Origin of the sequence: Flavobacterium anhuiense, from assembly GCF_050990855.1 — a bacterium.
GTDB classification, from domain to species: domain Bacteria; phylum Bacteroidota; class Bacteroidia; order Flavobacteriales; family Flavobacteriaceae; genus Flavobacterium; species Flavobacterium anhuiense_C.
Map to the genome: position 1 here is coordinate 1,682,461 of NZ_CP158861.1, position 16,302 is coordinate 1,698,762.

Annotated in this window: 7 protein-coding genes; 6 read left to right on the forward strand and 1 reads right to left on the reverse strand. The window is 34.0% G+C overall.

Annotation, left to right across the window (positions count from 1 at the left end; translation table 11 throughout):
- Positions 1-61: 61 nt before the first annotated feature.
- Positions 62-1,747 carry a gliding motility lipoprotein GldJ gene (gene gldJ / locus ABTV69_RS07560; protein WP_433836683.1) on the forward strand — a complete coding sequence of 562 codons (1,686 nt, stop codon included), beginning with the start codon at positions 62-64 and terminating at the stop codon, positions 1,745-1,747.
- A 117-nt stretch (positions 1,748-1,864) separates the two neighbouring features.
- Positions 1,865-3,151: a UDP-N-acetylmuramoyl-tripeptide--D-alanyl-D-alanine ligase gene (locus tag ABTV69_RS07565; protein WP_433835054.1), complete on the forward strand. Its 1,287-nt coding sequence runs from the start codon at positions 1,865-1,867 to the stop codon at positions 3,149-3,151.
- A 33-nt stretch (positions 3,152-3,184) separates the two neighbouring features.
- On the opposite strand, the gene ABTV69_RS07570 is transcribed toward ABTV69_RS07565, so the two are convergent.
- Complete coding sequence (locus ABTV69_RS07570; protein ID WP_433835056.1) at positions 3,185-6,064, reverse strand: triple tyrosine motif-containing protein; 2,880 nt, start codon at positions 6,062-6,064, stop codon at positions 3,185-3,187.
- Positions 6,065-6,408: 344 nt separating this feature from the next.
- Here ABTV69_RS07570 and ABTV69_RS07575 point away from each other — a divergent pair, with 344 nt between their 5' ends.
- The 4 genes from ABTV69_RS07575 to ABTV69_RS07590 all read left to right on the forward strand — a co-directional run bounded on the left by ABTV69_RS07575 (position 6,409) and on the right by ABTV69_RS07590 (position 16,292).
- On the forward strand, positions 6,409-9,639 hold the full coding sequence (locus ABTV69_RS07575) for a SusC/RagA family TonB-linked outer membrane protein (RefSeq protein WP_433835058.1): 3,231 nt from the start codon (positions 6,409-6,411) through the stop codon (positions 9,637-9,639).
- A gap of 17 nt (positions 9,640-9,656) precedes the next feature.
- Positions 9,657-11,366, forward strand: coding sequence for a RagB/SusD family nutrient uptake outer membrane protein (locus ABTV69_RS07580; RefSeq protein WP_433835060.1), 1,710 nt, complete (start codon positions 9,657-9,659; stop codon positions 11,364-11,366).
- A 29-nt stretch (positions 11,367-11,395) separates the two neighbouring features.
- Positions 11,396-12,187 carry a hypothetical protein gene (locus ABTV69_RS07585; RefSeq protein WP_433835062.1) on the forward strand — a complete coding sequence of 264 codons (792 nt, stop codon included), beginning with the start codon at positions 11,396-11,398 and terminating at the stop codon, positions 12,185-12,187.
- A 994-nt stretch (positions 12,188-13,181) separates the two neighbouring features.
- On the forward strand, positions 13,182-16,292 hold the full coding sequence (locus ABTV69_RS07590; protein ID WP_433835064.1) for a SusC/RagA family TonB-linked outer membrane protein: 3,111 nt from the start codon (positions 13,182-13,184) through the stop codon (positions 16,290-16,292).
- Positions 16,293-16,302: the final 10 nt, after the last annotated feature.

Genomic DNA, 16,302 nt, shown 5'->3' on the forward strand with positions numbered 1-16,302 from the left:
GTTGCCAATTAAATGTTAATTATTATATTGCAGCACCTAAATTTATCACCTAAGAATGAGTATGAAAGTAAACAAAATTGTAGTCTTGCAGTTAATGATGTCAATGGTATTGATGTTGGGCACGGCTAGTTGTAGCAAAAAATCGAGTTCGAGCCATGCTTCTAGAGCTACAGGCTGGGATGTAGATAGTCAGAATGGAACTGCTGCCAGAAATGCAGGTAAAAAACAACAGGCTGGTCCTGGATTGGTTTTTGTTGAAGGAGGTACGTTTACTATGGGTAAAGTACAGGATGATGTTATGCACGATTGGAATAACACGCCGACTCAACAGCACGTTCAATCATTCTATATGGATGAAACCGAAGTTACGAACGGTATGTACTTAGAATACCTAGAGTGGTTAAAGAAAGTTTTTCCACCAACAGAAGAAAATTACAAAAATATTTACGAAGGAGCCTCTCCTGATACCTTAGTATGGAGAAATCGTTTAGGATACAACGAAACGATGACTAATAACTATTTAAGACACCCTTCTTATGCTAACTATCCTGTAGTTGGTGTTAACTGGATTCAAGCAGTTGAATTTAGTAAATGGAGAACAGACCGTGTAAACGAGGCTGTTTTAGAGAAAAACGGATATCTTAAAAAAGGTGCAAAAACAAATGATGTAAATGCTGAGAATGCATTTAACACAGAAGCATACTTAATGTCTCCTAGTACTTCTCGTGGAGGAAGCGAAGAAATTGTATTGCAAAAAAATCCAACAGGAAGAAAGCCTAGAGCTGGAAAAGACGGTGTAGTTCCTGAAGTTCAAAACGTATATGCTCAGCGTTCTTCTGGTATAATTTTGCCAGAATACAGACTTCCTACTGAAGCAGAATGGGAATATGCAGCAGCTGCAGACGTTGGACAAAGAGAATACAACATTTATAAAGGACAAAAGAAATACCCTTGGTCTGGAGATTATACACGTTCTAATAAACGTAAAAACAAAGGTGACCAATTGGCTAACTTTAAACAAGGAAACGGTGATTACGGTGGAATTGCAGGTTGGTCAGATGACGGAGCTGATATTACAAATGAAGTGAAAAGTTATGCACCAAACGATTTCGGTCTTTATGATATGGCAGGAAACGTTGCAGAATGGGTAGCTGACGTATATAGACCTATTATCGATAATGAAGCAAATGATTTCAACTATTTTAGAGGTAACCAATATGCTAAAAACAAAATCGGTAAAGATGGTAAGTTAGAAATCGTTTCTACTTCTAACATTAAATATGATACGTTAAGCAACGGTAAAGTTATTGCAAGAAATCTTCCAGGAGAAATTGCTCAAGTGCCAGTTGATGAACAAGAAACGTATTTAAGACAAAACTTTAGCCAAAGTAACAATATCAACTATAGAGATGGTGATAAACAATCTTCTAGATATTTTGATTTTGGTGATTCAGAGTCTGGATCTAAAGCAGATCAGGCAATGTACAACTCTCCTAAACACAATGTAACAACAGATAGTTTAGGAAAAATGATCAGAAAATATGATAACTCTAGTAAGCGTACTACTTTAATCGATGACAAAGTAAGAGTTTACAAAGGAGGTTCTTGGAGAGATAGAGCTTACTGGTTAGATCCAGCTCAAAGAAGATACTTCCCTCAAGATATGGCAACTGATTACATTGGTTTCAGATGTGCAATGTCTAGAGTAGGTTCTAAAGCTGAAAAAAGAAAATCTCCTAGAAACTAAGATTTAGGAATTATAATATTAAAAATTCCAAATTCCATACACTGAATATTCAGTCTGGAATTTGGAATTTTTTTATTGTTTTTTTTCTATTTTTATGACTTATTAAAAAAAATATAAATGAATATTCAAGACATTCATAACTTGTTTTTACAGTGCAGTTCTCTGTCTATTGATACAAGAAAAATCGAAAAGAATTCGATGTTTTTTGCGATTAAGGGCGAGAATTTTGATGCCAATACATTTGCTAAAGAAGCGTTAGATTTAGGAGCTCTGTTTGTTATTATTGACAACGAATCTTACCTTGTTGACAACAGAACTATTTTAGTAGAAAACAGCTTGGAAACGCTTCAGGAATTGGCAAAATTTCACCGTGCTTATCTGGCGCTTCCAATTGTTGCTTTAACTGGAAGTAATGGTAAAACAACGACAAAAGAATTAATTAATGTTGTGTTGTCAAAAAAGTTTAAGACAAAAGCAACGATTGGCAATTTAAATAATCATATTGGCGTCCCATTGACGTTACTTTCTTTTACGAAGGAAACCGAGATAGGAATTGTTGAAATGGGAGCCAATCATCAAAAAGAAATCGAATTTTTGTGTCAAATCGCGCAACCAGATTTTGGTTATATAACTAATTTCGGTAAAGCGCATTTGGAGGGTTTTGGAGGTGTAGAAGGTGTAATTGCAGGTAAAAGTGAAATGTACCAATATCTTTCGGCAAACCAAAAAACGGTTTTTGTAAATCTGGAAGATCCAATTCAGATTGAGAAATCGAAAGGAATTAAAGCGTTTACTTTTGGTGTAAAAAAAGAAAATGCAGATTTAAATATTCAAAACATTACAGCAAATCCTTTTGTAGCGATTGAATATAATGATTTTGCGATTGAATCTCATTTAATTGGATTGTATAATGCTAATAATATAAATGCTGCTACAGCAATTGGGAAATATTTTGATGTAAAAGAAAGCGATATAAAGGAGGCTATTGAGAATTATATTCCGGCAAACAATAGATCGCAAATGATACAAAAAGGTTCAAATGAAATCATTTTAGATGCTTATAATGCGAATCCTAGCAGTATGGCTGTTGCGATTACTAATTTCCTGCAATTAGATAAGCAAAACAAGATTATGATTCTTGGTGATATGTTTGAATTAGGAGGCGAAAGCCTTCACGAGCATAAAGTAATAATCGATTCTTTGGCAGATCAAAAACAGGCTTTATGTTTTCTGATTGGTAAAGCTTTTTTTGCTAACAAGATTTCAAATGAAAATATTCAGTTTTTTGAGACCTTCGATGCTTTTGCTTTGTTTTTAAAAGATTTCAGATTTGACGCTAATATGATATTGATAAAAGGATCTCGAGGTATGGCCTTGGAGCGAACTTTAGAATACATTGTATAAAAGCAAAGCCATTCAATTTGAATGGCTTTGCTTTTAAATGGTCATTAAAAACCCAATTAGATTTTCTTTTTTATTAAGTCCTAATTTCTTTCTTAAACGGTAGCGAGCCAATTCGACTCCGCCAGTTGAAATGTTCATAATTTCTGCTATTTCTTTAGTAGACATATTCATCAGTAAATAAGTCGATAAATCTAATTCTCTAGGAGAAATAGTTGGATATTGTCCTTTTAATCGTTTCAAGAATTCAAAATGCACATTTTTAATGTGTTTTTCCAAGTCTTTCCAGCTTTTATCCGTGTTTACTTCTTTTACTATGCTTTTGTGCAGTTTGCTAAACTCGGCTTTGGTTGTTTCGTCTAATATTCCGGTATCAATGTCTTTCAATTTATGAATAATTCCATTCAAAACTTTGTTCTTTTTTACTACTTGCAAAGAATTGTTTACGAGTTCTTTATCTTTTGCTAAGATTTTAATTTGTAATTTGTCATTTTTCAGCTTCTCGATTTCTTTTTCCAAATCATGCTGTTCATGCCTGATTTTTGACTCCTTTTCAAGATACAATCTTCTTTGTTCGATGGTTTCGTAATATCTATTTTTTCTAATCTTAAGTTTAATTCTAACCGAGATAATGTAAGCGCCAAGTAAAATCAGTATTAAATAGAACAAATAGGCTAAAAAGTGTCTGTACCAAGGCGGAGATACGGTGAATTCAACTTCTGTTATATTCGATTCTATGCCATAGCTGTTTCTAGCTTTTAGTTTCATCACATAATTACCTTCTCTTAAGTTAGTGTATTCCTTTATCGCTGTAGACGACCAGCCACGCCAATTTTCTTCAAACGGTTCTAATTTATAGGAATACATTACGTTTTCTTGATTTTCGTATGTAGGCGATGCAAAAGTGAATTTAACGCGATTGTATTTGTATGGAATGCTATATGACTCTAGTTTATTGGCCAAATTGCCTGTTAAAATAGTATCTCCAGGATTCGAAAAGCTTTCAATAAAAGCTTTTGGTTTTGTCATGAAAGTGTTTGGTATGGTCGAGTTGTAATGTGCCAATCGATCTGTTAATCCTATAAAAATATTTTGCGGATTTATCGCATTCACAGATATATAATTATTTACCAAATTGCCTGTTAAATTCGAGAAAATTGCTTGTTTCTTGGTAAATGTTCCATTTTTGTTTTTAATTAATACGCCAAGAGATTCATTAAATGTATACCAAAGATTTCCGCTAGGATCTTCAATTAAGGTATTAATCGTTGGGATTCCGTTGAATAAGTTGGTTATTTTTCGATCTTCAAAAAAAGCTTCTTGCTCAACAGAATAACGATAAAAATGGTTTTTTACTTGAAAATAAACTTTACCGTTAATATTTTGAAGACTGTTGATGCCCTTGTACTTTTCGGATATATTTACGTGTTTTTTTATAAAATCGAAACGTTGTAAATCTTCAGATAATTTTACTTGGTATAAAAATGGGTTTTTCTTTAACCATAAATAATTAGCGTCTATTTCTACGGAAAAATTGTTGGTTGTTTCATCAAAGCCCTTAACTTGATGTAAGTAATCGTATCCTGTTGCAGATCGTTTAAATACGGAGAAGCCATTATAGCTTTCACCGATTATATAATTTTCGTGATCTGGTATTTTCTTGAATCCAAAATAACCTTTGTTGTCAAGAATTTTTGATACTCTATTGTTTTCGATAATTAGTGCGCCGCTGTTACTGGCACATATTAATACGTCATTTAAAACTTGAATATTCCAGACTTGGGAAATTGTTCCCTCTACTCTTGAAAACGGACTGTCTTTAAATGTTGCGCCCCATGGATGATAAAATAATCCTTGGTTTGTTGCGACATAAAGATTTCCGTTATGCATTGTAGAGGCATATACGGTACCAATATTATAGCTATAATCAAAAAAGGAGAAAGGAGAATTTTCATTTATAAAAGTAATTCCATTGTCCAATCCGAGCCAAATATTGCTTTTATTGTCAACAAAAGAAGCTAAAATAGTATTGTTTTGAATTCCCTTTTGACGATTAAGGTGCTGTATTATCTTTCCGTTTAAATCGCAGATAATAGCGCCATCTAGAACGGAGTTTAGTATTATAAATCTATTTTTTATAATGGAACCGCCTAGAGAAGTGTTTTTCTTGATAAACTCGTTGGCCTCGGTTGCCCAGGGCTTAATGATGCCATTTTCTGAAACAAAAAGACCTTTTTCTAAAGTGGCATATAATAATTTATTGTTTGATAGCGGAAATAGCGACCAAATCTCTTTGTCATTAAATGCCGTAGTGCCTTTTATTGCAGTAAGTTTTCTGTTTTTGTATTCAAGTACGCCCAGTGTTTTATCTTGAAAATAAAGACGATTATTGACTAAAAATGAAAACTGAAATTTGTGTGGAGCAGTAAGTGTAGTGACTTTTTCGTTTTTCAGGAAAAACACCTTGCTAAAAGATTGAAAAATAACTTCCCCGTTAAAAATATGAATTCTCCAAATCAGATTGATGTTTTCTTTGTCTATTGGACTTAAGAGATTATACAGAGAATGGTATTTCAGAATTCCCTTTCCGTCGTTTTTAAAATATCCAAATTCGTTATTTCCTCCAACGAATATCCTGCCAATAGCATCAATTTTCAAACTTCTAATCTCAGATTTGTTTGGTAAAGCGTATTTATGCCAGTTTGAGCCGTCAAATTGAATTAAACCGCTATTGTTTGCAAAATATATATTTCCGTTTTTATCTTGATCAATACTCCAATTTTGAGTTCCACCTTTATATTCTGATCTTTTGTAATTTTTGATATCAGGAATTCCAATATTTTTTACTTGTGTAAACCCGTTTATTTGTAAGAAAAATAATAAAATTAGTGTAAAATACCTAACTATGGATTTCATAAAATTTTAAATATATTTTTGTTAGAAATGATTTATTTTGATTTAAAATTGTTGATTTATCAATTAGAATAAATCTTATTTTTTGAATTTTTTTTAATTTATAGCACAATATCGACTGTTATGCTAATGTAATATACGTTTTTTTTAATTAACATTTTTATAACAATTTTTTCTAAAATTTAATATACAGTAAATTAATAACTTAAAAGATAAATGTTGTGTTTTTGTAGTGTGTTAAAATTTACTTTGAAGTGTTTTTGTAAAGAATTTTAATCTGAATTTATTGAAATTTAACGTTAACATTGCATTGAATTACTAATTAATTAACCAAAATTTTTAGAAAAATGAAATTGACAAAATTACTTGTTTTTTGTGTTTCGTCTTTACTGTTTTCTATTGCCACATTTGCTCAGGATGTGACAGTAAATGGAATCATTAATGACGAAAGTGGATTGCCCGTCCCAGGTGCGACGGTATTAGTAAAGGGAACCAATAAAGCAACTGCATCTGACTTTGATGGGAAATTTCAGATTAGTGTTCCTTCAAATGGAACTTTGACAATCAGTTTTGTTGGTTTTGAAACTGTAAATGAAGCAGTAAACGGACGAACAAAGCTTACTATTGCAATGAAAGCTGTTTCTCAAAGTTTGAACGAAGTTGTAGTTATCGGGTACGGAACACAAAAGAAAGCTTTGATTACGGGTGCTTCTACAAACTTAAAAGGAGAAACGCTTCAAGAATTAAATACAGGATCTGCCATGGAGGCTCTTCAAGGTATTGCACCAGGTATTAGTATCACAAGAAATAGTGGTTCGCCAGGAGCGGGTACAAAAGTGGTTATTCGTGGTATTGGTACAATCGGAAATTCTAACCCGTTGTATGTTGTAGATGGTGTAACTGTTGGAGATATAGATTACTTAAATCCTTCTGATATCGAATCTATCGACGTTCTTAAAGATGCAGCATCTGCTGCGATTTATGGTTCTAGAGCTGCTAATGGAGTGGTTTTGGTAACTACTGTAAAAGGACGAAAAGGAAAACCAGCAAGAATTTCTTATGATACTTATTTTGGAATTCAGAACATCTACAAAAATCTGGATCCATTAAACGCGCAGGAGTATATGTACATCATGGACGAAGGAAGAGTCAATGATGGTCTAGCACCTAATGATTGGAAAACGATGATAACTACTAACGATTGGTTGGAAAGAAATTATCCGGGAGCAGGAACGCAGCTTGGAGAAGAGATTTGGAATAAACTTCAAAACGGTTGGACTGGAACAAATTGGATCAATGAAATGTCTAAAAAAGATGCTCCCGTTGTAAATCATTCAATTAACATTACTGGGGGAACTGAGGATATTACGTATTCATTTGGAGTTTCGTATTTTGATCAAGATGGTATTTTAGGCGGTAATATTGTAGATGCTGGATATAAAAGATTAACGACCAGATTAAATACGCAAATGGTTTTAAAAAAGAATGAAAGCCATAATATCATTACGATTGGAGAAAACTTGACGTACACCAACATTCAAAAAAGAGATGTGTCAAACGGAAATATCTATGGTAATGACTTGCACAATGCACTTACTCAAAACCCATTACAGCCTGCATACTGGCAGCCTGCGATTGATAGAAATATTAACGAATATGGTTTCACGCCAACGTTAGATCTTTTATCTCCGAATCAAACCAATCCTTTGGCAGTTATGTATTATAGAAGTAATTACAATTATCCAAAGGATCATAAGATTATCGGAAACGTCTTTGTAGAGATTGAGCCAATTTCTAACTTGAGATTTAAATCGGTTTATGGAATTGATTCCTGGTTTGGCTACAACAGAACGATGAATCCGACATACCATTTAGGAGTGCTTTATAACGATGCAGTTGATGGAGCAACTCAGTCTCAGTATTTTGGAGCAAATTCAACTTGGACTAATACTCTTTCCTATCAAAAACAAATTGGAAATCATAATATTAACGCTGTGATCGGTACAGAGTTATGGCAAAGAATTGTCGAAAATGATGTTTATGGTTCTAGAAACGGACTATTGTTTCCAAATGATCCAAAATATGCTTATTTAAACAATACAAAAAGTCCTGGATCTGTTGCAGATATCAATACCACAGGTTTTGATAAAGCAGCTGGTGGAGGCGCAATTATGTCTTATTTTGCTCGTGCACAGTACGATTATAAAGAAAAATACCTTCTTTCTGCAATTATACGTCGAGACGGTTCTTCTAATTTTGGTAAAGGCCATCAATATGGAAATTTCCCTTCAGTGGCTGCAGGATGGGTAATTAGTAAAGAAGATTTTATGGCGGGCACTTCAAAATATCTTGACTTTTTAAAGTTAAGAGCAAGCTGGGGGCAAAATGGTAATCAACATACCGATTATGCTTTTTATTATACTTCAAGTATAAAATATGCTTTCCCAGGCTACTTTTTTGGCGACACTAAACCAGTTTCTGGGCAGACTGCCTATCCTGCTTCAGTACCAAATCCAGATGTGGGTTGGGAAACTTCTGAGCAGTTAGATTTAGGATTAGATGCAAGTTTATTTAATTCAAGATTAGGAATAACATTTGACTGGTATAAGAAAACAACAATAGACTGGTTGGTTAAAGCACAGTATCCAGGAACTGCTGGTGCAGATGATCCATATAAAAATGCTGGAGATATTGAGAATAAAGGTTTTGAAGTTTCTGTATCTTGGAAAGATAAAATCGGAGATTTTAAATATGGACTAACTGTAAGTGGTGCTTTTAATAAAAACAAAGTTACTAGAGTTGATAACGGTAACGGTATTATTAATGGACCTGCACACGTACTTTCACAAGGAACATCAGAAATTTCGAGAGCACAAGTAGGTTATCCAATCGGAGCTTTCTATGGTTTTAAAACAGCTGGAATTTTGCAAAACCAACAAGAAGTTGATGCCTATGTAGGGCCTACAGGTCAGCCTTATTTTAATGATCAGCGTCCTGGAGATGTTCGTTTTGTGGATCAAAATAACGACGGTGTAATTGATGAAAAAGATAAAGTAATATTGGGAGATCCGAATGCAAACTTCCAATTAGGAATCCAGTTAAACTTTGAGTACAAAAATATTTACTTGAATTCTACATTGGCAGGAAAGTATGGAATGCAGATAATGCAATCATACAGATCATTTGCGGATAGCCCGAAACAAAACTATACTTCTGATGTTTTTAATCGTTGGCATGGAGAAGGAACTTCAAACAAAATGCCTCGTTTAAGTTCGGTATCAAACAGAAATACAAATTATATCTCGGATATCTACATGCAAGATGCTGATTACTTAAGAATTAATAATTTAACTGTAGGGTATAATTTTAACGAATTATTGAAAGATATTAAGTTTATCTCCAACCTTAAATTCTATGTTGCTGTAAATAACTTGTACACTTTTACCAAATACGATGGAATGGATCCAGAGGTTCGTTGGTCAGGAGATAATACAACTGCTTCATGGGCTTCCGGAGTAGATTTAGGTTTATATCCGCAATCTAGAACAGTAATGTTTGGATTAAGTGCTGACTTTTAATATTAAAAACATTGACAATGAAAAAACTAAGATATATAATAGCAATTTCTGCAATTTTTGCAGTGTCAGGCTGTAGTGATGTGCTAGATACGGAGAATCTTTCAGAAAAGAGTTTAGATAATTTTTATAAAACTCCAACAGATATAGATGAGGCAATGGCTGGGGTTTATAATGCCATCTATACCGCGAATGTTCATAGTGAAGAACAAGTTGCCGCCAACCTTATGGATAATATGATGTTTGGTGGAGGAGGTCCTGATGATAAATCTGCAAAATGGGTAGATAATTTTGAAGATCCTGCTGAAGATACGTATCGCGATATGTGGAAACAATCTTATAATGGTATTTCGAGAGCTAATGCCATTATAGAAAAAGTTCCGGATGCAGATTTTTCTAAGCATTTTAATACACCGCAAGAAGCGGATGAGTTTAAAAAACAAGCTCTAGGTGAAGCTTTGTTTATGAGGGCTTTCTTTTATTTTAGGTTGGCTAAATTTTTTGGAGGCGTTCCACTTATTATAAAATATGATGATGATAGGCTAGTAGCAAGATCTAGTTATACAGAGACTTTTGCTCAAATTGCATCTGACTTAAAGCTTGCTATCGAAACTATGCCTTCAACTCCTTTTCCAAGCATACCAACTTCTAGATATGGACATGCTAATAAGTGGGTTGCAGAGGCTTATATGGGGCGCGTATTTTTGTTTTACACCGGATATATGAGCAACATGGAAAAACAGGCTACAACAGATTTGCCATTGGCAGGTGGAGGTTCTGTGACAGGAACACAAGTTGCAAGTTATTTGGATGACTGTATCAATAATAGTGGACATAAATTAGTGTCAGATTTTAGAAATCTTTGGCCATATTCTTATATAAATAAAAGCGCTGGTAAAAATACAGTATTGCCTTGGGCAGCAGCAGAAGGTTTGGCTTGGGTTGGTCAAGATGGCATTGCCCCAACATTTGGAACGGGCAACTTAGAAACCATGTTTGTCCAAAGATTTTCTTTTGGTGACTGGAACTGGACAAATGGTAATATTTATACCAACAGACTTGCTTTATTTAATTCATTGCGCGGAAATTCATTGGTTCCTTTTGGCGAAGGCTGGGGATGGTGTACAGTAAATCCAAAATTATACAGCGGTTGGGATGATACTGATCCTAGAAAAAGAGGTTCTATTCTTGAAGTAGGTAGAGCAGACCAAGGAACAGCTGGTTATGCAAAAGACAAAGGAGATCACGAAACAGGATATTTTAATAAAAAATACACTTCGCTTCAGCATGATGATGGAACTGGAACCAATAAAGGTATGTTTGTTCAGATGTATGCTTGGCCAAATGCAGATATGCAGTTAATGCATGCGCAAGACTTTATATTCATGCGTTTTGCCGATGTATTGTTGATGCATTCTGAAATTACTAAAACGCCTGACGGAATGAATGTCGTAAGAGCAAGAGCTAAATTGCCTGCTGAGCCATATTCTCTTGAAAATATAAAGGCAGAGCGTTTACATGAATTAGCCTTCGAGGGGCTGCACTGGTTCGACTTAATTCGTTGGGGAGATGTTGATACAGCATTTAATGACGTAATTCAGGTTAGAAACTCTGGTGTCGATGCTAGTTATAGCGTTAAATACAGAACGGAAACTAAAGGTTTGGTTCCGATTCCTGAAACCGAAATGAGACTATTAAATGGAGTTTACAATCAAAATCCAGGTTGGTAATATTTAATAACGATTAAATAATTATAAAGATGAAAATTCACAATATAAAATATTTACTAATTGCTGTTTGTATGCTGGCCTTTTCAGCATGTGACCCCATTGTAGATGAACAGCATTTACAGAATTCTACTGACGTAGCTGGAGTTGAATTAACATCCAGCCAAAACCCTGCTGGAGGAAACAAAATAACCTTAAGCATGAACACCCCTGGCGTTACAGGTTATTGGAATTATAATTTAGGAAAAGCACTCACTAATGAAGTCACTATTGTTTATCCAATTCCAGGTAAATCTACTTTTACATTTGTAGGAACCTTAGGTGCCGAATTTTTTACTAAAACAATCGATGTGCAAGTTGATAGACTTGATACGCTGCTAGATCAGGATTGGTATGATTTGGTTAGTACCAACACTGCTGCTGGTAAAACATGGGTATTCGATGGTGCCGCTGGTACAGGAGCATTCTATTGGTTTATGTCTCCACCGGATAATCCTGATTCTGCTATGAGTGCTTGGTGGAATGCAGGAGATTGTTGCCCTCCTTTAGACGTTGCTGGCAAAATGCATTTTGATTTAAATGGAGCCGCAAATTATAACCATTATCAGAATGCTACTGCTGCTGCAGAAAAAGGTAGTTTTGTTTTAGATATTGCTAATAAAAAACTATTCATTAATAATTCCAAAATTTTAGGATATGAGGCTGGAAACACTGCCAATGAATATAATGTTATTACGCTTACGGAAGATAAATTGGTATTATATGTGCCAAGAAGTTTAAAGGATCCAGGTACTGGCTGGACATTTGTCTACAAACCTCAATAATATTTTGTGTTAGTTATTTCGAAAAAGGAAGACTTAACGATTCCTTTTTCGAATTTCAAACCTTTTATGCTTCGTTACGGAAATGAAGTGTATTAAAGATTTAAACTATGGTTAGTTTAAGTTAAGTTTATTGCCTGGGTAGCCCATAATTTCGATTATGGGCTATTTTTTTTGCCTTGATTTCAGATTGAAAAGGAGCAAGTTTAATGGTAAAATATATTTAAAATCCTTGACAGTGCATTTTATCAATCAATTTCTGTTAATATTTCTGTCTACTTCTTTTTGGTTTCATTTAGAGTACTATTTAGGAGGCTTTTTATAATGAACACCTTACAGCTTTTTTTAGGCCTTATTTAGTTTCGCCATTCTTGATATATGCTGAATGCTAAGATCATTAAAAGAGCATGCTTTAAATTAAGTAATCATTAAGTTGATTAAGGTCAAAATGAATCCTTCTTGTCATTTTGCGTTAAAATTTGACGTTTTTCCCTTTTTTTGGGATGCTATCTTTCATAAATACTACGCTTTTTTATCTTTAAAAGTAAATAAATTCTTTCAAATATTTTAAAAATAGGTTTTTTCTTATGTTAAAAATAATTATTAATAATGTAAAAAAAGTAGGGTAAAAATATCATATTCTCTTTTTTTTTATAATTGAAAAAAAACAAGGTATTGCTGTTGTAATTATTTGTTTAATAATGATTTAAGTGGTGTTTATGAGTACTACCACGTTGTAGTTTTACTAATTTTTGCCTCAGATTTATTCTAAAAATATAGTGTAGTGTTATTTTACAAAATTAACTTTTCATTAGTACTATTATTAATTTTTATAATTAACTGTATATTAAATAGTTGCTTTTTTTTTGATGTGTTTTTATAATATATTTTTTTTGTTTTTGATGTGTTTTTGTAATGACTCAAGGATGTGAAAAGTGAAAATTTAGTTTTAGTATTGCATCAAATTACTAATTAATTAACCAAAATTTTTAGAAAAATGAAATTAACAAAATTACTTGTTTTTTGTATTTCATCTTTGTTATTCTCGGTTATGGCTGTGGCTCAGGATGTCACAGTAAATGGAATAATAAATGATGAAAATGGTTTACCTGTTCCAGGTGCAACAGTTTTATTAAAAGGTACAACTAAATCTACTGCGTCAGACTTTGACGGAAAATTTCAGATTCAAGCGCCTTCAAATGGATCATTAACAATTACGTTTATTGGTTATACTACAGTAACAGAAGCGATAAACGGAAGAACGAAACTTACAATTCAATTAAAACCAGAATCGCAATCTTTAAATGAGGTTGTAGTTGTTGGATACGGTACTCAAAAGAAATCTGTTGTAACGGGGGCTATTTCTAGCGTAAAAGCTGTTGAACTTGAAAAAGTGCCAAACGGAAGAGTTGAGCAAGCTTTACAAGGTAGAGTAGCAGGGGTTTCTGTTGCAGCTACTTCTGGACAGCCGGGTGCAGCTTCAAAAGTTCGTGTAAGAGGTATTACAACCTTTAGAGAAGGTGGAAATGATCCTTTATGGGTTGTTGACGGTATTGCTATAGATGCTGGTGCAGTGGGTTTTATCAATCAATCTGATATCGAATCTATCGAGGTGCTTAAAGACGCTGCTTCTGCTGCGATTTATGGTACTCGTGCGGCTACAGGGGTTATTTTAGTTACTACTAAAAAAGGAAAATCAGGAAAAATTTCTGTTAACTATAATGGTTTTGCAGGTGTTTCCGCTCCAGCTAAAAGATTAGATATGTTGAATGCTACTCAGTATGCAACGCTTATGAATGAAAAATCTTTAAACGATGGTGGCGCTATTAAATATGCAAATCCAGCTGCCTTCGGTAAAGGAACAGATTGGCAAGATGCAATTTTTAACAATTCTGCTTTCAGATATACACACGAATTAAGTATTAGTGGGGGTGGTGAAAAATCTACTTTCTATGCTTCATTCGGAATTCAAGATCAGGAAGGTATCGTGGCTACTGATATTTCTAATTACACAAAGAAAAACTTCAGATTAAACTCTACGCACAAAATTTCCAAATATTTTACTTTCGGACAGACTTTTGGATACACGCATCAAAAAACGAAAGGTATTGGTAACGTAAACAGTGAATTTGGTGGACCTTTAAGTTCTGCAGTTAATTTAGATCCACTTACTCCATTAGTGGTTACTGATCCTAATGTAGCAAATACAGGATATTACACAAACCCAAATGTTGTTAGAGATGCAAATGGTAATCCTTACGGAATTTCTTCTTTAGTGCAACAAGAGATGACAAATCCCCTAGCATATACTCAAACTAGATTAGGAGGATTTGACTGGTCAGATGATTTTGTTGGTAATGCTTATTTGGAGGCTAACATTACTAGTCACTTAAAATTTAGAACTACTCTTGGTGGTAAGATCGCATATTGGGGGAACGAAATGTTTACTCCGGTTAACTTCTTAAACCCAAACATGAAGGCGGATAGAAATAATTATAATCAGAACAATGAAAAATCGCTTTCTTGGACTCTTGAAAACACATTATCTTATGCTAACAAATTTGGAGATCACAATGTAAGCGTTTTAGCTGGACAAGGTGCTTATGTAGAAAATATTGGTAGTACGATCGGAACAACAATGTTCGGTCTTCCAATTACAAGCTACAAAGATGCTTCTTGGAATTTTGATATCCCGCAAGCAGACAGAACTACAAGAACAAGCGATAAAGTAGAGCACAAATTGGCTTCGTTGTTTTTACGTGCCAACTACGATTACATGGAGAAATATCTTTTTACAGGTATTGTTCGTCGTGACGGTTCTACTCGTTTTGGAGAAAACAATAAATTTGGGGTTTTCCCTTCATTCTCTTTAGGATGGGTAGTTTCTAAAGAAGGTTTCTGGAAAGAAAATGAAGTTGTAAATACATTAAAATTCCGTGGAGGTTACGGAGTTGTAGGTAACGATAACATTGAAGATTTTAAATATAGAGCAACAGTTGTTGGTGGTTACAATTACACGATCGGAAATTCTGGAAGTATTACAACTGGATACGGAAACTCTACCTTGCCAAATGCTAACTTAGGATGGGAAGAAACATCTCAAACTACTGTAGGTCTTGATGCAAAATTATTTAATGATTTTTCTCTTACACTTGATTACTACAAAAAATCAACAAAAGGAATCTTAAGAAACGTTGTAATTCCTGGATATGTTGGAGCTACTGACGCACCTTCTGCAAATATTGCAGATATGGACAATAGTGGTTTTGAGGTTGAATTAGGATACAAGAAAAGACTTGGAGATTTCAACTTAGGAGTTAACGCCAACTTTGCGTACTTGAAAAACGAAATTACTTACGTGGGTTCATCTACTAATTTCATTGTGGGAGATGCTAGTTTCCAATCTATGGGGCCTGTAACTAGAACTCAAGTAGGACATTCATTTAACGAATTCTACGGATATAAAACAGCTGGAATTTTCCAAAATGAAGCTGAAGTTGCAGCATACAAAAACGCGAATGGAGGTTTAATTCAGCCAAATGCTAGACCTGGAGATTTTCGTTGGGTAGATTCTAATGGCGATGGTGCTATTACTGATGATGATAAACAATTCTTAGGAACAAACATTCCTAAATATACTTTTGGTTTCACAGTAAACTTAGACTACAAAAACTTTGACTTTATGGCATTTACTCAAGGAGCTGCAGGAAGCAAAATTTTCCAAGGTTTAAGAAGATTAGATGTTTTAAATGCAAATTACCAAACTAAAGTTTTAGAGCGTTGGGTTGGAGAAGGAACTTCAAACGATTACCCAAGATTGACAAACAACGACCCGAATAAAAACTACACTAACATGTCTGATTTTTACTTGGAAGATGGAAATTACTTACGCTTAAAAGTAGTAACTCTTGGATATACAATGCCAGTTAGTTTATCATCTAAAATTGGAGCAGATAAATTACGCTTTTACGTAACAGGAGAAAACTTAATCACTTTTACAAAATACACTGGATATGATCCAGAAATTGGAGGCCAAGTTTTTGGTATAGACAAAGGAGTTTATCCGCAAGCAAGATCTATTTTGTTGGGAGCTAACGTTCAATTTTAATAAATTAAAG